Below are 18,976 nucleotides of genomic sequence, written 5' to 3'. Positions count from 1 at the left end.
TTCAGAGTCATTTTAAATCAAACCAAATAAGTTCCATAATGGATACATTACTAATACAAATCCAGCCAGCATGATCCCCGCCTTCAAGGTCATTTGCTTTACAAAGTCCTTCATTGGCATCATTCCGTATCCATACATAATCAAATTCCCTGCTGATTCATAAGGCATAAACAACAGCTCACAAGCATAAAGCAAGCACATACAAGCAGCAATTGGATTTATGCCAAGCGTCGCAGCGATTTGTACGAAAGGAAGTGCTAATCCGCCTAGCATCGCATATGGCGTCATAAAAAAGTTAGCAATCATGCCGATTAGCAGAAATGATACACAGACGACTAATGTACTTTTCCCTGCCAGCAGCGGAACGGCGATACCCGTTAAATAATCGCCAAAACCGACATTTGCTCCTACAATCCCAATACCTAAGCAGGTCGCAACAAAGAATACCATTGAGAAATTAAGCTTTTCTAAGGTCTTTTCTTTCCCGATCCCTATGATTGGTAAATACATCAAGAATGGGATCGCCATGAATCCATACGCCGCGGGCAAATCAAGAAACATCGAAGCAAACAAATAGACTAATAGCAGGATCACCATCGCAACTGCTTTCTTTTCCCTGATACTCATTTTTCCAAGCTGTTCATACTTTTCATCAAAAAGCTTTTTGCTGACATTGATCTTCATATTTTTTGTATCGTAAACCTTCATTAGAATCAAAATACTGACAATGCACCAAATAATGAAAAAACCGTTGTACTTAAATGATGTGAACATCGTCATCCGATACTCAGGAATCACTTCCCTGATCGCCGTTTCCAGCATGGAAAAATAACCCGGATAATACAGGCATACTGTACAGCCGGTGGCACCGATTGTTCCAGCAAAACAAAGAAGCGAGGCTTCCTTCGAAGGCTTCATGTCCATTGCTTTACATACACCGTAAACAAGGGCACTCGCTACTAGCCAGCCATTACAGAATGTGATCAAGTTCAAGATAATTCCAATAAAGAAGCACCCGAAAACTGCTCCAGCATAAGTACCGCCGCATGTTCGAATGACATAATAAGCGATTCGTTTCAGCAGACCTGTTTCATCCAATACATTACTGAAAATCAGTCCGCCAAGTACCATCCAAACAGTGGTACTTGTCCACGAGGCAAAGGCTGTCTCTGCAGGAACTAAGCCAGTTATCATGTAAAGAGAGGGCAAGAGGATCGCTGAGACCAATCTTGGCAGCAACTCTAAAGCAATGATCAAGATGACAAATATGGTCAGAACTAAAAACAGTCTTAAGCTTGCCGTGAATCCATCTGACGTTGGGATAAAGGCGATAATCATTGGAAACAGCAAGCATATGAACCAATAAAACACTCTTTTTTTATCTACACTAATCCCCATATTCTTTTTTTCCTTCTATAGTTGATAGTCTCTTTTTATAGTGCCTTTTGATATAGATCGATAATATCCTTGATGGTCGTCAAGCGTGGATTAACTGCTACGTTTGGACTCTTCATTGCATCTTCGGCCATTTCAGGAATTTTATCCTCCGTGACACCCATTTCAGAAAGACAGCTTGGTATGCCTAAATCAGCATTGAGCTTTTTAATCTCATCAATTAGCATCTGAGGAGAAAAATCTGCTGCCGGCTCTTTCTTTTCGCGAATAAAGTTATAAATGGTCTCATAGCGTCCACGATCCGCCAACGCGTTGAACTCCACGATTGTTGGAAGAAGAATGGCATTCGCCACACCATGAGCAATATGGAAATACGCGCTCAATGGATGACTCATCGCATGAACATTTCCCAGCTTCGCCCAGGCAAAGGCCATACCGGCAAAAGTAGAACCGGCCATCATCGCACAAGCAGCCTCTTCGTCTTGTCTATTGGCGACAAACTGACGCAGATTTCCGCCAATCAATTTCATTGCTTTTTCCGCCATTGCATCTGTAAATGGCGAAGCATTTCTAGAAACATACGCCTCCATCGCATGAATCAAGGCATCAATCCCGCAGGCAGCCGCAATCGATGCTGGCGCTGTCATGATCAATTCAGGGTCTAAAAGTGCATATTTAGGCAACATCTCATAGCTGATGACAGACATTTTATAATTTCTTGCTTCATCCGTGATTACCGCTGAGGCCGTTACTTCACTGCCAGAGCCTGCAGTTGTGGGAATTGCAATGATCGGGACAACTGGTCCAGGAACTTTGTAAAGCCCTTCGTAATCAGTGATCTCTCCACCGTATTTGGCCAAAACACCTGTCGTTTTTGCCACATCCATCGAGCTTCCGCCGCCAAGCGCAACGATACTTGTTGCACCGCATTCCTTATAAAGAGCCGCAGACTCATTGACCACAGCTACAGTTGGATTTGGGATCGTTCCAAGGTAGGTTGTACAGCTGATTCCGCCAGCTTCAATAATGTCCTGAATTTTTTTGACTACTCCCAAACCTTCTAATCCGCGATCAGAAATCAAGAAAACATGCTCTGATTGATTCTCCTTTAATATTTCCGGCAGTTTTTTTAAGCTGCCTATTCCAAACTCTATGCTTTGCGGCACTTTAAACGTAAAATCCTTCATTGACTCTTTCCTCCATTTTCTAAATAACTGACAGCACACTTGTTATTAACATATTGCCGCCGACAAACAGCAACACGATATATACGATCCGTAAAAACTGTTCGCGATTGATTTTTTTCAAGAAGCCCATTCCTAAGAAAAATCCGATCGCTGCCATTGGAAGCCCGATGACCAGCGCACTCAGCATATACTGTGTAAAGGCGCCGCTTCGATACTGCGAGAAGGCATTCCAAGTATTCAAGATTACCCACACCATGTTCATGGTATTTCTGAATTTTTCCTTTTCCTGTACCGCTTCGATTGTATAGACTGTGATCAGCGGACCGCCGATATTGAAGGCGCCGTGGACGATTCCGCCCAAGATCAGACAACCGTAACGGAAGATTTTCTTTCCGGTCGTATCTACCTCTTCATTGGCTTCGCTTTGCCCTGAAAGCTTAGGCTTGATGATATTTTTATAGATATTCATTAGAGCAATTAACGTGACCATCGCGCCGATGCATATTTTTGCGATATTCGGACTGATCGCATAAAACAAGTAATTCCCAACCAAAATCCCGGGAATACACAGCCCGATGATCTTTGCGAGATCCTTCCATGAAACCTCTTTGAAGGCTTTGATGCCTAAATAATATAAGAAAGGAAGGGTGATGAGAGTACCATATGGCACTCCCGCTTCCGTTCCCAACAAACCATTTGTTACTGCCGCCGCAATTACGGTACAGCCAAATCCTGTACACCCCTGTACGAAAAATCCGATAATCTGCATCAATGCCACGAGGACAAAGTTAAATTCAAATGTCATTTTTTCCACCCATTCTCTTTTTTAGAAGCTCAATTCGGTCCGCTGGATCAAATCCTTTTGCAATGGTTTGCCAAGCTCGACGAAGTACGCGCTGTATCCCGCCACGCGGACAAGCATATCTTTATAATTTTCAGGATTTTTCTGAGCCGCGCGCATGGTTTCTGAACTCATGATATTGAATTGCACATGCATTGGATTTTTCGCCATGTACGCATCGATGAAGCTGATCAAATTATCCCGGCCTTCGACACCAGCGACTGCTTCTTGTGGGAACCGCAAATTCATTAAAGTCCCATTAGTTGCTAAGCTGTGATCAACTTTCGCCAATGAATTTACCAGAGCAGTAGGTCCGCTCACATCGTGTGAACCCGCATCTGTGTGCACAGGACCCATGTTGTCTGAGATCGCTTCTCCCTTCTTACGGCCATCTACTGAAGCATTCGTGTTCATTCCCATCGCGACATTGGCATTGACCGAATACACCCCTGGGCTAAATTCTCCGCCGCGCACATTTTTTCTTCCAGCTACATGCTTGCAATAGCATTCAAACATGTATTTGAATAAATCATCTGCATAGTCATCGTCGTTGCCATAATGATGAACCTTAGAGCTGTTTACTAATGAATAAAGAACTTCATGGCCTTTCCAGTTATCTTTTACTGCCTGCAGGAGTTCTGCGCCTGTACAACGCTTTTCCTCAAATACCAGCTGCTTGATTGACGCTAATGAATCTGCACAAGTCGCCATTCCACTAGCCTGAGGGCCTGTACCGTTATATTTCGCTCCGCCTTCAGTCAGATCTTTTCCTGAATCTAAGCAGTCTTCGAAGAATGCTGATACATACGGTAATGGCTTCAGCTCGCGATGGATCGTATCGATCACGTTTAGACTGCTGCACATTTGATCGGTCCAATATTCAAATTGCTGATCGACACTTGACAATACTTCGTCAAAGCTTTGATAAGTATCTAAGCTGCCGGTATCTGGTCCCAACTGGTTGCCTGTATTCAGACTACGGCCGCCATTTACGACCATTTCCATCATCTTCGGTGTATTCACATAAGCTGCATCATGCCAGCCATACTCTTTTCCTGGCAAACTAATTTCTACACAGCCCACCACACAATAATCTCTGGCTTCTTCCAGAGTCATTCCTTTTCGCATCATTCCTTTGATCGTCGGTGCATCATTGAACAGCTTTGGATGTCCATAGCCAGCACGGATACATTCTGTCGTTTTTACTCTTAATTCATAAGGTGTGTTTTCATGCATACGAACACAGACCCATGGATTCATCATGCGAGTGTGGGCAGAGCCTTCCAGCATGAGCATCGTCAGATCATTTGTCGCATCGTTACCATCTCGATCGACTCCACCGATCGTTAAGCTTTCTCCACCAAATCCTCGACCATTTCGCAAAGCCATACTGCCCTTATCTTTCAGCTTTGTCGGATTGTTCATCTTCACGTATTCAACTTCCAGAAGCTCAAGGACAAAGTCTTTAGTGATCGTGCCATTTTTTATATCTGCTTCGTAGAATGGGTACAACCATTGATCCATCCGACCATATGAAATTGAATGTCCATTACTTTCTACTTGGATCAGCGTTGTCGCAATATTGAACAACTGCAGCGCCTGCCAGAAAGTTTTGGGTGCTCCCAATGCGATTTGATAGCAGTTTGTCGCCATCACCTCTAACTCCTCTTTACGCTTCGCGTCCTTTTCAGTTGCCGCCAGCTCTTCTGCCAGCTCAGCATACCGTTTGATATAGGTTCTGGCTGCTTCATGCATAATAATCATGGCTTCATAAAAATCGCGCTTATCCGCATATTCAGGATCACGTTTACTAAGCTTTGCTAAACGTCCTTTAGCTTCATCGATCAATCCTACATACCCTTCACGCATCAATTTGGCATAATCAATCGCTAAATGGCCTGCTCCCGCATAATGATAGAGATTGGTTTGGAAGATTTTTTCCCCTACCTCAGAACCCTTTGTTTGATCCTCATCCAGTCTCACGTTGACCATGTCATCAATGGTCTGGCCCTTCCACCATGAACAAAGCTCAAGAATTTCTTGCCGTTCTTCCTCATTTCTAATATAGAATTGATCGTTTGGACGTTCCTCAAATGGTGAATGCAAGATTTCGTCAATGATCCAGTTAACTGAAAATTCGGGATAAATTGGCGAAGCTTTAGCCGGTGCCGCGATCTCCCCTACGATCAAATCCTCCTCATAGATGTATAAGCTGGTGTTTAATAAGATATTTTCAAAAGCATAGGCACATTTCAATTTGCGCGAACAGGTTTCATGCTTTTGATATGCCTCTGTGACTAATCGCAATCTTTCCACATCCACGTCGTACGGTCGATCCAAGAAAGCCTGTCTCAAATGGTTTACTCGCGGAAACGGCGACCAGTCCTCATGATTGACCTGATAACCTAAGCCGTATATCTGGTCGAAAGGCTCCGTTCCTCTTGCTGCTGTGTGTTTGTTACTCATGAATAAATCCTCCTTATTTATATAAAAATTATTGTTTTTCTTTTGTTCCAACAAGGCAGTGAATCCCTCGTCCATTCATGTATTCTGCAATTCTTTCAACATGCTTTTGAAAAGATCTTCGATTGACCTTTACCCCCTCCATCCCATAAGGAATCCCTAAAGCTTCATATTTTTCAACACCCAATCGCATGAAGCTCAGCAATTGAAGCGTTCGTACCCGTCCCTGCAGCTCATTCAGAATAAAATCAGCTGTTGCCTCGATATTTTCCATGTCTTCGTTAAACTCGGGAATCACTGGAATTCTCAAAATCAGCTCGCGATCAAGCTCCGCTAGTTTTTTTAAATTGGCTAAGATTAATTCATTTCCAACACCTGTCCGCTCATGATGAACGGCCGTATCCATATGTTTAATATCGGATATCCAAATATCGGTAACAGGCAACAACGCCTCTACCTTGCGCCAATTCGAGTAAAACGTTGTCTCAAAGCATGTTTGTATTCCTTCTTTTTTGCATTCAGCAAACAGCTCCGCCACAAAATCGCTTTGAAGCAGCGCTTCGCCCCCTGAAACAGTGACTCCTCCGCCAGATTGATCATAATATTCCTTGTCCTTACGAATAATCTCCATGCATTCTTCAACGGTCATCTCCTCGCCCCATTGCTTTATCGCATCCGCTGGACAGGCCAATGCACAGACGGTATGATCGGAAACTTTTTTTGAATCGATCGCTGTTAACTTTCCCCGATGAAAGTTCAAGGCTTCTTCATCTGGTTCTACTGACAAGCAAAGCCCACACTTTTTTTTAGAAATGCATTTTTTCTTATAAACACCCAGTTCTATTTGTCTGGACCAGCTTTCTGGATTTCCACACCAATCACACGTCATCGGACACCCCTTTAAGAAAAGTTCTGTCCTTAAACCCGGGCCATCGTGAAGAGTAAAACGTTGTATATTAAACACAATTCCTTTATTTGACAACCATATTCTCCCCTTCGCTTAAAGAGAAAGCGTTTTTATGTTCAAAGTGTAACAAAATTGAGATAGCAAAAAAATTAGGTATTAGGAGTATTTCCATATAGGGAATGTTCCTTACATGAAGCCTATTTTTCGGCAACAAAAAAAGCCTAAACATCTGTCTAGGCTTTGTAAAAATGATTTATTCCTTATTGTTAAACAGTTGAGACAACTCATATCTGCTGTTTACTTTGCACTTACTGTATATGTTTTGAACATGTTTCTTCACCGTATGATAGCTGATGACCATTTTCTCGGCAATATCCTTATAGGTTAGACCTTTATATAATAATTCCGCTACTTTAAATTCCGTGTTCGTCAACGGCAAGGTATTGTCCAAGCTTTTAGGCGACTTTTCTTGGTCCTTTTTCGAAATCGTTATCCAGTGGTATCGATCAATGATGCCATTAGAATATGTCCGATCATATGTATAAATTTTAAAAATATAATTCTGAACGATCCTAGTCCGCACCAGCTTTGAACAATTTTGATTTTCATCTCCTAATAAAAATGGCAGCCAGTTGCAGGGTTCCGTGCTACTGATTTGTTCCGCTATTGATGGTCCTAAAATGTGGCTCAAGCAATCGATTGCCGCCTGACTATAATTCATCACATGAGTAAAATCATCTGTAATCAAATAGGCCTTTTCGCCAGATAAAATGATTTCATTCTGAATTTTTTGGATTATTTTGGACTGCTCATACTTTTTAAAGTTCTTATACGAATTGGCTAGATAAACATAGATTCCCTTTAGATCTTCGATTTCCTTTTCAGTAAAATCCCCCTGCTGAACGTTTTTGAAAAACACTACCTGGATATAGGCATTGATCCCAAAAGCCATTGTCACACTGTAGCGCTGATCAAAATTCTTTTCGATAAATCGAACATAAGACGTTTTTTCATAATCCTCTATCCCTAGAACGCCAGTGGATTTATATAATCTGGGAACTACATTAAAATAAGTCAGATGATCTCTCAAGGCCTCCTGAAAAACCTGTTGCTTGATCTCATCCTCCTCAACAAATTTCCGATAAGGATGCTTTTTATGATTGACTAATTGCCCTGTCCAGTTGGTCCATGAAAGAAACTTTCCTTCCGTATCAAAATACGAAATAAGTACGCGATCCCAACCAAAATTCTTTTCTAAATACTCCAAAAGAGTCGCGCTGAAAAATTCACGCGCAGTTATCTGATATTCAGAAATCTCAGAGAAAAAATCAACTTGCCCATTTTTATCTACATCCATATGACCTCACGCCCCTTTTTCAACAACTACCTAATCCTTTTTATCCGCTTTCAAAACAAAACGAAGAAACGATTGAGAAATAACTGTTGTATACTCTTCATTCTAATCTAAATATCATTTAATTTAAACAAATTTTTGAGCCGCACTTGTTTAGAAACCTGAATATTGAGCTGGAACCTGTCATAAAATGTTCCTGATTTCAAATGAATCCTTCTAAAAGAACCTAAAAATATCTTCTTACGGCCGCTTGGTACTGACGATAAGGCTCCCCAAATGTCAGCAGCAGAAACTTCTCCTCCCCGCGAATTTGCTTATCAAACAAGAACACTGCAAGTAAAGCCGTTAGGATCAACAAACGATTTGGAAAAATAACAGAAAATCCCAGATATAATAAATCAAATGCGACAAACCATCAAGGCTGGCGATACCAATGTTGCTTATCGCTGGTTTTTGGGCTATTATTTCGAAAAGAAAATTCCGCATTTCTCCACATTTGGGAAAAATTATGTACGCCGTTTTAGAGAAACGACGGTGTTTGAGTATATTTTTGCCTATATTTTAGAACGATCAGTTAAAGCAGGCTTTGTAACTGAGGATAATTTGTATCTTGATTCTACCCACATCAAAGCCAACGCAAATAAACATACGTTTACGAAAGAAAGGACCCGAAAAAAATTTGATTTTGGTCGGGTTTAGTCCAGTGAACTTCAAAATTGGGTGGTCAATAAAAAAATGCTCAATTTTCATCTTGACTTATTACTATTAGACTTTAACCGAAAAATACCAGTAAAACTCTTGCTACTACGGCTGAGCCGATGACGCCAGCCACATCTGACCGCAATACTCAATAGGATTTCCTGATTATTCTGCCATTTATCGAAATAAGAATCGTGCCATTTAAATCAGAAAATGACACCTAATTTCAAAAAAATGGAAATTTTGAAAATGGACCAGTGTTTACTTTTCTAAAAAAGTGAATTGTGAAATTAGCTCAAGTATTTATCACTACAACGAACACTCGTATAATAAAAGTTTCTTCTTTCGATGAGAAGCATAAGCAACAAAGTTACAGATCATTTGATAGCGCACTGTAGCGATCATTTGCTGAAATGTTCGATCTGCTCGCAACGCCTCTGATACTAAACGTTTTATCATGGGCATTGTGAAAAAGAGTTTTTTTTTTTAATTTTTGACACATTGTCAACGTAAAATGATGAGCGATCATCACGCATAACATTTGACGATGCCAAGTGGTATAAGTGCGCGTCTCATAGTGCCCCATTCCCAGATAGCTTTTGCATTGCTCGATCGACTAGCGACTGGTGGCTAAGTGATCCATGGTCGTTTGAGCTGTTGTTTCCGGCGCGTTTGACAGGAAGTATTTCATAGTGCCGTCCTCGTGCCGCCGAATATATAACCAAACATCCCCACACTCATTATTGTCCATTTAGAGCTTACCTTAAATAGACAACGATGATTTGTTGAAAATACTGAATGTCAATCTCCTTTTTAAATGGGATCTTTCCCTGAGTTGTTGATATTAATCATTTTTCAGATAATAGAACCTTCATTTTTAATGTTTGAAAGTGACAACGCCCAAACATCATTCGCTTTATTTTCTTCAACTTATTTATCTTTCCTTCGGCTAAACCATTAGAGAGTTCTGGAAAAATTAGTGCATTTTGAATGGCATCTTTATCTCGTTCCAATCCATTTAAAAATGTGTTGAGGTGTTTTGTTATTCAGCCTTCGTACGATACTTATCCACTGATCTAGAGCATCCAAACTGCAATCGGATAAAATTTTGCGAAATGTCGCTACCAATTGAAGAATTTCTAAAATTTTTGGTTCTGATTTCAGTATGTACTGAGTTGTTTCATCCAGTTCACGCAAGAAAAACTCTTTCACAAATAAACATTTGATGATGGGCCTGCGTAGCACTTTTTTTGTAATCGTTCGACGGTTGTTATACGTTTCTAGAGCTTGTTTATAGGATTTTTGGAAAGTCGAAAAAGCTCTAGAATAACCTTCGTCAACTAAAACTTTGTATACATCATATAATTTTTCATATTGTAATAGTAACTGTTGTAATCGTACCACGTAAGAATCGATTTCAGTAACGTAACCTTTCTACTGGCGGTCCTCTAATGCATCAATAGTTGGATCGCAGTAACGTTTTACTGTCCGATAATCTAGTTGGAAAAACCGAGCAATTTCAGCATATTTCCAACCTTCATTTCGTTTTTCCCGCACGAATGACATAAGCTGCTGTTTTTGATTTTGAGCGAAAGTTAATTGTTTTGAGATCGGTTTCGTTTTTTTATCTAATTCAATTTTCTTAGGAATTAGCGATCGAAGTGCTTTGGTTGCATGCTCAGTTAACGATTTCAGAACATGAAACCGATCAGCAACCTGTATAATATCCAGAGATACTTCAGAAATTGCCCTTCTAAAAATATGCGAACCATCTCGAATGACAAAAGTTAGATTTGGGAATTTTTGAAGCCACTCCTGAACATCGAAAAGCTTTCTGGATGGAATCAGATCAATCACTTTTCTAGATTGTGCATCAATCAAAATAGACCCATAAGATTGGCGTTTTCGAACGGCAAAGTCATCTAAACAAGCTACATACAGAAATCGATGAATCAATGGAGAGGATTTTTTTTTAAAGCCTAGAAATTGCACTTTTATTGGTTTGTATACCCATGTTTCGCAAAATATCGGTCGCTTGAAGGAGACTAGTATGAGTGGCTACATCGATAATCAATTTTTCTAATCGGTTTGTTTACATTAAGTTCATTCTCTCACAAGATTCGTTGAAAAAGAACGTTGATACAAAATAAGGTGAATTTCTTTTTTAAGAATACTAATGTGAAAAAAAGAAACTACTTGCTTAGAAATCCTAAGGTTAATAGATAATCAAACTCAAGGCTATTTTTCTAACATATTTCCACACCGACATCCTTTCCTAAAATTAACCCCCTTACAAGCCGAGATTAACAAAGTAATTGAGTATCTACAACAGCAATTCCTCAATTTGAGGGAAATAAAGAGCCCAATATCAAAAAAAAATTTATCGATAATCACAATAAATTGTTCCCTAGTGTGCTAATAAACTATCTTTTTTTTTGATAATCAAGCTGATACAGGTATGGCAACGATTCGTTTAAAAAATGTCATAATCAATCAATAGGGTATCTATTTGATAATTCTTATTGACTGATTTATGCATAGCTAGTCCAATGAAAAATTGTAAGTTATCTGTTTTGGTTTTTGGGATAAATCAATTTCATATTTCCTGGATCGATTGATGTGGGTAGTTAAATATGGACTCATTTTTTTGACTGTTTCTTCAGAGATATATTTCCCTGTCTCTGCCTTATACTGCTCTAATGCTTTGCTGATAGCAAAAACATTATAAAAATGATGCAATTCGCAATTAGGTGATTGTATTTGATGATCTTCTTTTGACTTTCACGATTATTCTCTCGAATCGTCTGATCTCCACCGAAGAGGAACCATTATGTAAAATTGTTAAATGACTCGTTTTTATTAGTCGCTCTTTGAATGAATTGGCGCAACTTATAGCTTGCGATATACCTCAAGAGAAATTGAGTGCGGATGACTCTGGCCCTTCCCCCCTCCGATTTGGTCTGTTTTAGTGGTATAAAACTATCCTATCGAAAGGGCTTCTTTTTGTATAGATTTCTATTGGAATAATATGCACGAAAAAACGGTGAATCTTTCCAACATCCTTCTTCGTGTTGCTGTGATTGTCAATCTGAATGAGCCATTTGGCTCATTTCATTATACCGATCACAGTTGCTGGATTAATTTGCCGTTTTAACTTGATATTGTATTGAGATAAACTGCCGGATGACACACCATTGCTGAATCAATCCGATTGTGTCTAGTTTGCTTCATCTACTACTACAGAAATCGTTCAAAAAAATAGCCTACACAAATGGTTAGGCTTTCTTATCGTTTTGTTCTTTCGCTACTGAATAGTAATGGATTACTATCCTCTATCTCTCTGCTGTTTTGCCTTTTTTCTAGCTCTCCGCTGTTTCTTATTTAATCCAGGCTTATGATTAAATATCTTTATAGTTTCTTTTTTAGTATTAGTGTCAACAATGGATTTTTCTGTAACTCTACAGCTGTTTTCAAAAGTTTTCGTACCAGATTTTCCGACCCGTAAATTTATTGCAGAATTTGGAATTAGGCATTTTCCAGATTCTGCAATAAAAATTACTGCGAGAACTATCTCGCTAGTCCTCAGTGCTCTAGAAAATTGTAGTCGTTCATAAGTTTCCGAATTACACACACAGACACCTTTGCATAAAAGCGATTCTAAATTTTCTAATGCATCCAACTTGATTAAAAGGGAATTAATATCCGAATACCAAATACTTCCCATACTCAATATATTATCAATACATGCTGAATAAAAAAGTGTAGCTCCTTTTCTACCATCAGAATTTTTCAATCCCGGGGTTAGAGGATCTCCTTAACCATCACCATAACATTTTATTCCGCATAAATGCATTAAATTTTGCTTTTTCGGTGAAATGAACAGTTGCTGTCTTTTGTTATTTTTGTTTCGATAAACAAATGTCTATAAAACAATTTCAATACTTTATCGCCACGATACAAAGCTTTTCTTTGATAGTTACATCCAATTTGTTCTCCATAAAAACTAATCTCTCCGTCACACAAAGAAGAGTAGAGTAATTTTATATACTCTACTCTCCAAGAAGTTATAAAATTGCTACCACAATTGTTACTTAGTAGTACTCTTCCAGCGCCTGAAGTCTGATATGAATGGTAGTATTGCATGTTGGTGCTCCATCACCAGTAGACAAAAGTTTTGGTGGATATCATATACGTTGTATATGCTTAATAGGTACGTAATCGTAATATAAATCTATGATCATCCTAACGTACCAATTGATCTACAATCCTTTTGTTCTTTCTTTAGAAGACTCTGACATTAAGTCATAACAGCCCATAGCAGTCTGCTATACTTATCTACATTTACATTGTATAAGGATTTACAGTCTTTTGCAACTCATTTCTTTTATCGGATAGCGTCAAGAATTTGTTGGATTTCATACTTTTCCTAAATGCGTATCTAAAAATATCAAAAGGAATTCATTCTGATCGCTAGCATCTTGCTTCTTTTATTCAAAAAGGTAGTTGAAAAACGCTTCATCTGAATCGTCCTCAAACTCTACTGTGATTTGTTTCTTCAGAATTTCTAAAATTAATTCTTCATGTCTCTCCTGAACGGTTAGCACTTCAGCTACTTCAAGGAACCCTTCAATCGCAAAATTTCCAAACTCAATCTCGTTTCCTACTGGATACTTTTTTTTCAGGGTCTTTTCTAACTTATCTAGCACTTGAGAAAGCAACAATAATGGTTTTTTTTGTGCCTGCTCCTCCCCAACGGTCAACGATAATTTGCTGAGAGTGTCTATCACTACTCGATCAAGATTTTTTTGTTCTTTTGGGATCAGTCTTGTTAAAATATCTTCTGATTCATGCTCACACAAATTTTTTCTCGCAAATAGCCCAATCATCAGGTTAAGATTTGAAAAAACAGTAAATTCTTCATCAGTAACAGGATACTCACAGTGAATAATTTGGTATTGGTCCTTCATTTTGGATTCCTACTTTCCTTTGTCTGATTTTCAAAAGTAATTTTTTGAATTTCTTTAACCTTTATTGGGCGAAGCACTTCTAGCTATTGCTAATAACCTCAATTGCTCCCGAATCTCATTGGCTTCAGCTAGTCCAGCTTCCGCATCCGTTTCTTCCTCTAATGCCGCTTTAGCAAGTGCTAACTTCCGATCCATCAGTGCAGTAGAATAGCGAATGACGTCACTTTCTGTCATCGCTTCTATTTCTTTCAGCGTCTTAAACTCCATATATCATCAACCCTTCATTTTTTTCTAATCGATCCGTTACTTGATTGAAAATAGATCCATAAATTCTCTCGGTGTAAAGACCAGTATTCGTTTATTCCCAAGACGAATGAGAACCATACCATATTCGACTGTCTCATTTCCAGTCGGAAGATCAATCACTGCACGACCTTCTGCCGCCTTTATTTTTGAATGCTCAATCGTAAATGGCCGACAAAACACTTGAACCGCCTCCCAATTATTCTCCGTATAAAGGATATAACGGACGTCTGTCGTTAATGTACACGTACCACTAAACTCAGGCAACAACGGTTCCTCTTCCTTATTTAGCTGCATAAATCCCTTGATTTCCTTCCAACAAATTCATTTTTCCTTTTGCTCACCTATTAAACAAGGTTGGCAACAGTTCCCGAACAAAATCCACACTATAGTATTCCAAGAGCTCTGTTATCGTCTCCAGTATCTGTACTTGCAAGTGTGGCTCAATATTTTCTTTGGATAGTACTTTGGTTATATGGATAATGTACTCTTCATTCGTCATCCGTACCGTTCCTCTTTCCTATATGTATTTATTCACAAAAATTTTTTACCACGGATTCAAATTCTTCCTCACTTAAATCCTCGTATTTATCGATCAATTTCATGATGGCGTTGCTTTGTCATATGTCGTTCCTTCAGTTCTTCCTTCAATAGCTTTTTAAGGTAGCTATCCATAGCTTCAGTTGTGTCCTCGTAAATAATATTTTTGGCAAAGGAATTATCTGATTGATATTTCCCCCAAAAATTTCTTAGTTCTTCGCTTTGTTTGATCACTTCAAATCTTTTATTATAATACGTTTTAAAACTATTGGGTATCCCCTTTCAATTAAACGTATTTTTTCGCACTTTGATACAGTTTTTTTATTATCTACCTCTTCAACATGAGACATTGTATAGAGATCATAAAAATCTTTGGATCTCGAATTCACTAGTCCAAAGTGAACCGCTGCATGAAGCTTATCTGCAATAATTTGTTCAGTTGGGTATGCATAAATTTCGACTGATTTATCCCCAAACATTAGTTTATGATTATGTTTCGTCACTTTAGGCACAATACTATCGTCAGTTATCAAATCAATCGAAAAAGGTACCCAGGTTTTTCCTAAATTTGCCTGCATGGAAATTTTGAATCCTTGATAAAATTCTTCTAATCTGGTATCTTCAATAGCCAAGCAACTGAACTGAATCCCCTCTATACTCTGATTCTGCGATTGTTTCGATAAAGTAATCCATCATGAAATGTCTTTGGACTAATTGAGGGTTCAAATCGTGTTGTTTGGCTAGATTTCTTGCTTTCCCAGTAAATTGTGTTGGTGTCATACGTACCTCCTCAAATTAGACTTAGTAAATGTGTATGCATATCTGTTGATACCGGCAGCTGATTCATATATAAACTTAACTTACCTGGATCTTTGTCTTCACTTAGCATATAATTCTTCAGTGCTGCAAGCTTGAAATCATACGCCATACTGAACCTAGAACTCCAAATATCGCATAGCGTCCGTTCCTTATCATATAAGTAAATCAGGTTATCCTGAAAGGAACGGCCTTCAATTTTTCCTAGCTCAAAAACTTCTTTAGACACAAAATGAAATTTCAAATTCTGTGCTCTCATTACTTCGCGACTCACATTGTATCCTTTTGGAAATGTAAGATGAATAGCTGCAGGCATATTCTCAGTAAGTTTGTGAATGTCTAGCGCTGTTTCAAATGAAAAGATGCCTCTAGAAAATCTACTCTGTTGCAGGAACAGTTCATCAATTCCATGTCCATCTAAAACATAGAATCCTCTTTCAATCGCTAGCAATCGGCCGGACTTAACATAAGATTGGACTGTTGAAGCACTGATCCCTTTCAATCTAGCTTCCTTCATTGAAAGGTTTCCATCTCTTTCTTCTAATAACCGATCAAGTTTATCTGACATTTTCTCACCCCAGCGTACAATTAAACTACCATAATTATATCATAGTAGTTTAATTGTACAATGGAGTCGGCTCATTTCTTTAATAATCTATTTCCCTTTGTTGTCGTTGCTGCCGCTTCAGTTCCTTAATCTTTTATTTCGTCAATTTGATTTGCTTTTCCTGTTACGTTAATTTTTCTTCTTCTTGCTTAAGTTCTGTTTCCTTGTACTTTTTATTTTTCATTTTTCTTCCGGAAATTCAAATGCCAGAGTAAAATCATCCTTTAGTACTACGAACGCGTCAAATTTACCTTTCTTACCAGTGAATCCTTTAACCGGTGAACTTGTCCGCCCTTTTGTTAGCAGCTGCTACAGATTTGTTCTAGTGAGGCTTGTGCTGGCCATTTTTAACCATATTTTGAATTCGCATTGATCACTAGTACATGCAACTAGCTTCTTAAATAAGTGAACGTGTCCTTCTTTACATTTTGGACAAATCCCTAAATCTCTTTCACTCTCTTCTTTATTTTGTCGATCGTCGCTTTTTCTTCAGCTAGATCCATGTCTGCTACTTGTTTGGGGACCGACTCTAACAAGTGAGCAATAAATTTTTTTATATTTCTCAAAAAGGCTTCCTGAACACCTTGTTTGTTTCCAATCTTTCTTAGATAAGACTCCCATTTGGCAGTGAGTTCAGCACTGATCAAAAGTCCTTCAGCTTCGACAGCCTTACAAAACGTTTTCCTTTTACTAACCCTAATTTCTCGACTTCATGAAATACAATGTCTGGCAACTGTAACGCCAATTCGTAGCCATTAGTTATAACCTGCTGGCGGAGTGCCTTTAACAATCCGTTTCCTTTTCAAATATTCTTCCCTGTATTTTCCTTACTATCAGAACTAGTTTTAGCTACTATTGTGCCCAGTATTTCTATTTGATAAACTATTTCTGAGTTGATACATAAAGAATGTATTCCAATCAGCTCACTGACCGCTACACTCCTAGAATGTAGCGGTCTTTTTCTCTACAATATCCTTAGCGGAACTTTGTTTTATTTACAATGAGAAACTAAACTTTTATACTTCTTCACATTCTTATCTTTTTACATTAAAATTTAGAAATGCTAGGATTACTTCTATCCAGATAATAATCTACACTTTTTTAAAACTAATATGGAGGTATATCGTATTGACAATTGCCGTCATAATTTTTGTTGCTGCCATCATTCTCATTGGATTAGCTGGAGCCATCTTTAGAGTAAGAGCTATTGCAAATAAACAAGCTTGGAGTGGACCAGTTGTTCCTCTAGCATTAGTAGGATTGGTATTGTTACTTATTTCTTTAGTAATGATATATTTGAACTATCCAAAATAGCGATTCTAGTTTTATAGAATCGTTCAGACTGTAGACAAAGTCCGTTTTATGGATGATGTCTACAGTCTTTTCTTTTATAATAGATTTATGAAAACGAATGCAAGGAGTGATAGTTATGATGTCTAAAAACAATACGAACGGTAGAAATCAATTTGCGATGCTCACGATTGATGATCTGGTTCCTCAAGATCATCTCGTTCGAAAGATTGATGCCGCGCTTGATTTTGAATTTATTTATCCAATCGTCGAAGCCACTTACTCCGATTTAGGTCGCCCAAGTATCGATCCAGTGATTCTGATCAAATTGGTGTTTATTCAGTATTTATTCGGTATCCGTTCCATGCGGCAAACCATTAAGGAAGTCGATACCAATGTCGCTTACCGCTGGTTTTTAGGCTATTCCTTCGAGGAGAAAATCCCCCATTTCTCAACTTTTGGAAAGAATTATGTCCGCCGATTTAGAGAAACGACGGTGTTTGAGGATATTTTTGCCTATATTTTAGAACAAGCAGTTAAAGCAGGTTTTGTAACAGAGGATAATTTGTATCTTGATTCTACCCACATCAAAGCTAACGCCAATAAACATAAGTTTACGAAGGAAATGACCCACGATGAAGCGAAAGCCTATCAGGATGAATTAGAAGATGAGATCAATCGTCAACGAATAGAGGCCGGAAAACGCCCTTTTACTTTGGACTTAGAAAAGGAAGTGAAGCTGAAAGAAAGAAAAATAAGTAAGGCTGATCCGGAAAGCGGCTACTACGTCAAAGGCGAACGAGAAAAACAATTTGCTTATTCTGCCCATACTTCATGTGACGACAACGGATTTATTCTTAGCACAATCATCACTCCTGGAAATATTCATGACAGTCAAGTCGCCTTTCAGCTCGTCAAACAATCGAAGAGACTTTTTCCTGAAATCAACTGTGTTGTCGCTGATGCTGGGTACAAGACACCTAAGTTTGTTCACTTTTTGACTCATTTGAATCTTCGACCTTGTTTGCCTTATTCAAGGCCCAAAGGGAAAAAAGGGCTATTATCAAAAAACGAGTTTCTCTATGACGAGTATTATGATTGTTACATTTGTCCGCAGGATCAAATGCTCGCTTTTTCAACGGTTACTCGAGAAGGGTACCGAGAATACAAATCCAATCCAAAAGAATGTGTGAACTGTCCTCTGCTAAACCAATGTACCAAAAGTAAAAATCATCAACGAGTCATCACGAGACATGTTTGGGGAGATCTGATGGATGAAGTGGAACATCTTCGCCTAACGGATCTGAATAAATCAATTTACAAAAAACGGAAACAAACGATTGAACGAATATTTGCAGATGCAAAAGAAAAGCATGGGATGCGTTGGACCAAGTATCGAGGCTTGGAAAAAGTCGCGACGCATACGATGCTAGTGTTTGCTGCAATGAATTTAAAGAAATTAGCCACCTGGCTATGGAAAGGCAAGGAGCCTTTATTTTTTTGTTCAAAAATTCGAAACGAAGTAGATAAAAAGCTGTTCCAAGCTCGAGTTACGAGTTTGGAACAGCTTTTGTCTACAGTCTGAGCGATTCTAGTTTTATAGAATC

At 38.6% G+C, this 18,976-nt stretch carries 20 protein-coding genes and 3 pseudogenes; 3 read left to right on the top strand and 20 right to left on the bottom strand.

Going from position 1 to position 18,976, the window contains the following annotated elements; translation table 11 throughout:
* Positions 1–12: 12 nt before the first annotated feature.
* The 6 genes from IGI52_RS02265 to IGI52_RS02240 form a co-directional block, all read right to left on the bottom strand.
* Positions 13–1,398, bottom strand: a complete 1,386-nt coding sequence (locus IGI52_RS02265) for an SLC13 family permease (RefSeq protein WP_438780332.1) — start codon at positions 1,396–1,398, stop codon at positions 13–15.
* A gap of 35 nt (positions 1,399–1,433) precedes the next feature.
* The gene (locus tag IGI52_RS02260; RefSeq protein ID WP_438780331.1) at positions 1,434–2,582 is read right to left on the bottom strand and encodes an iron-containing alcohol dehydrogenase; all 1,149 of its coding nucleotides are present in this window, start codon (positions 2,580–2,582) and stop codon (positions 1,434–1,436) included.
* A gap of 19 nt (positions 2,583–2,601) precedes the next feature.
* Positions 2,602–3,387, bottom strand: coding sequence for a TSUP family transporter (locus IGI52_RS02255; protein ID WP_438780330.1), 786 nt, complete (start codon positions 3,385–3,387; stop codon positions 2,602–2,604).
* Between the two features lie 21 nt (positions 3,388–3,408).
* Positions 3,409–5,889 carry a (2S)-3-sulfopropanediol dehydratase gene (hpfG, locus tag IGI52_RS02250; protein WP_438780329.1) on the bottom strand — a complete coding sequence of 827 codons (2,481 nt, stop codon included), beginning with the start codon at positions 5,887–5,889 and terminating at the stop codon, positions 3,409–3,411.
* 28 nt (positions 5,890–5,917) lie between these two features.
* Entirely contained in the window at positions 5,918–6,850 is a 933-nt protein-coding gene (gene hpfH, locus IGI52_RS02245; protein WP_438782214.1) for a (2S)-3-sulfopropanediol dehydratase activating enzyme, read from the bottom strand.
* Between the two features lie 196 nt (positions 6,851–7,046).
* On the bottom strand, positions 7,047–8,150 hold the full coding sequence (locus IGI52_RS02240) for a response regulator transcription factor (RefSeq protein WP_438780328.1): 1,104 nt from the start codon (positions 8,148–8,150) through the stop codon (positions 7,047–7,049).
* A gap of 390 nt (positions 8,151–8,540) precedes the next feature.
* Here IGI52_RS02240 and IGI52_RS02235 point away from each other — a divergent pair.
* Positions 8,541–8,819, top strand: a pseudogene (locus tag IGI52_RS02235) (transposase); the annotation flags it as partial.
* A gap of 875 nt (positions 8,820–9,694) precedes the next feature.
* Here IGI52_RS02235 and IGI52_RS02230 read toward each other — a convergent pair.
* The 14 genes and pseudogenes from IGI52_RS02230 to IGI52_RS02165 form a co-directional block, all read right to left on the bottom strand.
* Positions 9,695–9,892 (bottom strand): transposase, encoded by a 198-nt coding sequence (locus IGI52_RS02230; RefSeq protein ID WP_438782213.1) that lies wholly within the window; start codon positions 9,890–9,892, stop codon positions 9,695–9,697.
* A gap of 388 nt (positions 9,893–10,280) precedes the next feature.
* The gene (locus IGI52_RS02225; protein WP_438780327.1) at positions 10,281–10,802 is read right to left on the bottom strand and encodes a transposase; all 522 of its coding nucleotides are present in this window, start codon (positions 10,800–10,802) and stop codon (positions 10,281–10,283) included.
* Between the two features lie 585 nt (positions 10,803–11,387).
* Positions 11,388–11,776, bottom strand: a pseudogene (locus IGI52_RS02220) (Tn3 family transposase).
* A gap of 395 nt (positions 11,777–12,171) precedes the next feature.
* Complete coding sequence (locus tag IGI52_RS02215; protein ID WP_438780326.1) at positions 12,172–12,639, bottom strand: hypothetical protein; 468 nt, start codon at positions 12,637–12,639, stop codon at positions 12,172–12,174.
* A gap of 694 nt (positions 12,640–13,333) precedes the next feature.
* Positions 13,334–13,813, bottom strand: coding sequence for a hypothetical protein (locus tag IGI52_RS02210; RefSeq protein ID WP_438780325.1), 480 nt, complete (start codon positions 13,811–13,813; stop codon positions 13,334–13,336).
* Between the two features lie 54 nt (positions 13,814–13,867).
* Complete coding sequence (locus IGI52_RS02205) at positions 13,868–14,080, bottom strand: hypothetical protein (RefSeq protein ID WP_438780324.1); 213 nt, start codon at positions 14,078–14,080, stop codon at positions 13,868–13,870.
* A 36-nt stretch (positions 14,081–14,116) separates the two neighbouring features.
* Complete coding sequence (locus tag IGI52_RS02200) at positions 14,117–14,413, bottom strand: hypothetical protein (protein ID WP_438780323.1); 297 nt, start codon at positions 14,411–14,413, stop codon at positions 14,117–14,119.
* A gap of 291 nt (positions 14,414–14,704) precedes the next feature.
* The gene (locus IGI52_RS02195) at positions 14,705–14,890 is read right to left on the bottom strand and encodes a hypothetical protein (protein ID WP_438780322.1); all 186 of its coding nucleotides are present in this window, start codon (positions 14,888–14,890) and stop codon (positions 14,705–14,707) included.
* Positions 14,887–15,288, bottom strand: a complete 402-nt coding sequence (locus IGI52_RS02190) for a nucleotidyl transferase AbiEii/AbiGii toxin family protein (protein ID WP_438780321.1) — start codon at positions 15,286–15,288, stop codon at positions 14,887–14,889. The genes IGI52_RS02195 and IGI52_RS02190 overlap by 4 nt, the downstream gene beginning before the upstream one ends.
* Complete coding sequence (locus IGI52_RS02185) at positions 15,278–15,436, bottom strand: hypothetical protein (RefSeq protein WP_438780320.1); 159 nt, start codon at positions 15,434–15,436, stop codon at positions 15,278–15,280. Before IGI52_RS02185 ends, IGI52_RS02190 begins: the two co-directional genes overlap by 11 nt.
* Before the next feature lie 10 nt (positions 15,437–15,446).
* Positions 15,447–16,040: a type IV toxin-antitoxin system AbiEi family antitoxin domain-containing protein gene (locus IGI52_RS02180; protein WP_438780319.1), complete on the bottom strand. Its 594-nt coding sequence runs from the start codon at positions 16,038–16,040 to the stop codon at positions 15,447–15,449.
* 219 nt (positions 16,041–16,259) lie between these two features.
* The gene (locus IGI52_RS02175; protein WP_438782212.1) at positions 16,260–16,385 is read right to left on the bottom strand and encodes a topoisomerase C-terminal repeat-containing protein; all 126 of its coding nucleotides are present in this window, start codon (positions 16,383–16,385) and stop codon (positions 16,260–16,262) included.
* A 134-nt stretch (positions 16,386–16,519) separates the two neighbouring features.
* On the bottom strand, positions 16,520–16,645 hold the full coding sequence (locus tag IGI52_RS02170) for a hypothetical protein (RefSeq protein ID WP_438780318.1): 126 nt from the start codon (positions 16,643–16,645) through the stop codon (positions 16,520–16,522).
* Between the two features lie 113 nt (positions 16,646–16,758).
* Positions 16,759–16,848 (bottom strand): annotated as a pseudogene (locus IGI52_RS02165) (DUF2786 domain-containing protein); the annotation flags it as partial.
* Positions 16,849–17,207: 359 nt separating this feature from the next.
* On the opposite strand from IGI52_RS02165, the gene IGI52_RS02160 reads away from it, so the two are divergent.
* On the top strand, positions 17,208–17,393 hold the full coding sequence (locus IGI52_RS02160; RefSeq protein WP_438780317.1) for a hypothetical protein: 186 nt from the start codon (positions 17,208–17,210) through the stop codon (positions 17,391–17,393).
* Between the two features lie 115 nt (positions 17,394–17,508).
* Positions 17,509–18,954, top strand: coding sequence for an IS1182-like element ISEfa7 family transposase (locus IGI52_RS02155; protein ID WP_016181407.1), 1,446 nt, complete (start codon positions 17,509–17,511; stop codon positions 18,952–18,954).
* Positions 18,955–18,976 lie beyond the last annotated feature (22 nt).

The sequence above is a fragment of the Enterococcus sp. DIV0187 genome (assembly GCF_051713785.1).
Classification (GTDB): domain Bacteria; phylum Bacillota; class Bacilli; order Lactobacillales; family Enterococcaceae; genus Enterococcus_A; species Enterococcus_A avium.
This window is presented reverse-complemented; position numbering and strand designations above follow the sequence as displayed.

Bases quoted from the DNA above. Each gene is read 5' to 3' on its own strand.
- hpfG (WP_438780329.1), bottom strand. From the start codon at position 5,889: ATGAGTAACAAACACACAGCAGCAAGAGGAACGGAGCCTTTCGACCAG.
- IGI52_RS02240 (WP_438780328.1), bottom strand. From the start codon at position 8,150: ATGGATGTAGATAAAAATGGGCAAGTTGATTTTTTCTCTGAGATTTCT.
- IGI52_RS02255 (WP_438780330.1), bottom strand. From the start codon at position 3,387: ATGACATTTGAATTTAACTTTGTCCTCGTGGCATTGATGCAGATTATC.
- IGI52_RS02200 (WP_438780323.1), bottom strand. From the start codon at position 14,413: ATGCAGCTAAATAAGGAAGAGGAACCGTTGTTGCCTGAGTTTAGTGGT.
- IGI52_RS02180 (WP_438780319.1), bottom strand. From the start codon at position 16,040: ATGTCAGATAAACTTGATCGGTTATTAGAAGAAAGAGATGGAAACCTT.
- IGI52_RS02210 (WP_438780325.1), bottom strand. From the start codon at position 13,813: ATGAAGGACCAATACCAAATTATTCACTGTGAGTATCCTGTTACTGAT.
- IGI52_RS02155 (WP_016181407.1), top strand. From the start codon at position 17,509: ATGATGTCTAAAAACAATACGAACGGTAGAAATCAATTTGCGATGCTC.
- IGI52_RS02205 (WP_438780324.1), bottom strand. From the start codon at position 14,080: ATGGAGTTTAAGACGCTGAAAGAAATAGAAGCGATGACAGAAAGTGAC.
- IGI52_RS02265 (WP_438780332.1), bottom strand. From the start codon at position 1,398: ATGGGGATTAGTGTAGATAAAAAAAGAGTGTTTTATTGGTTCATATGC.
- IGI52_RS02185 (WP_438780320.1), bottom strand. From the start codon at position 15,436: ATGACACCAACACAATTTACTGGGAAAGCAAGAAATCTAGCCAAACAA.
- IGI52_RS02260 (WP_438780331.1), bottom strand. From the start codon at position 2,582: ATGAAGGATTTTACGTTTAAAGTGCCGCAAAGCATAGAGTTTGGAATA.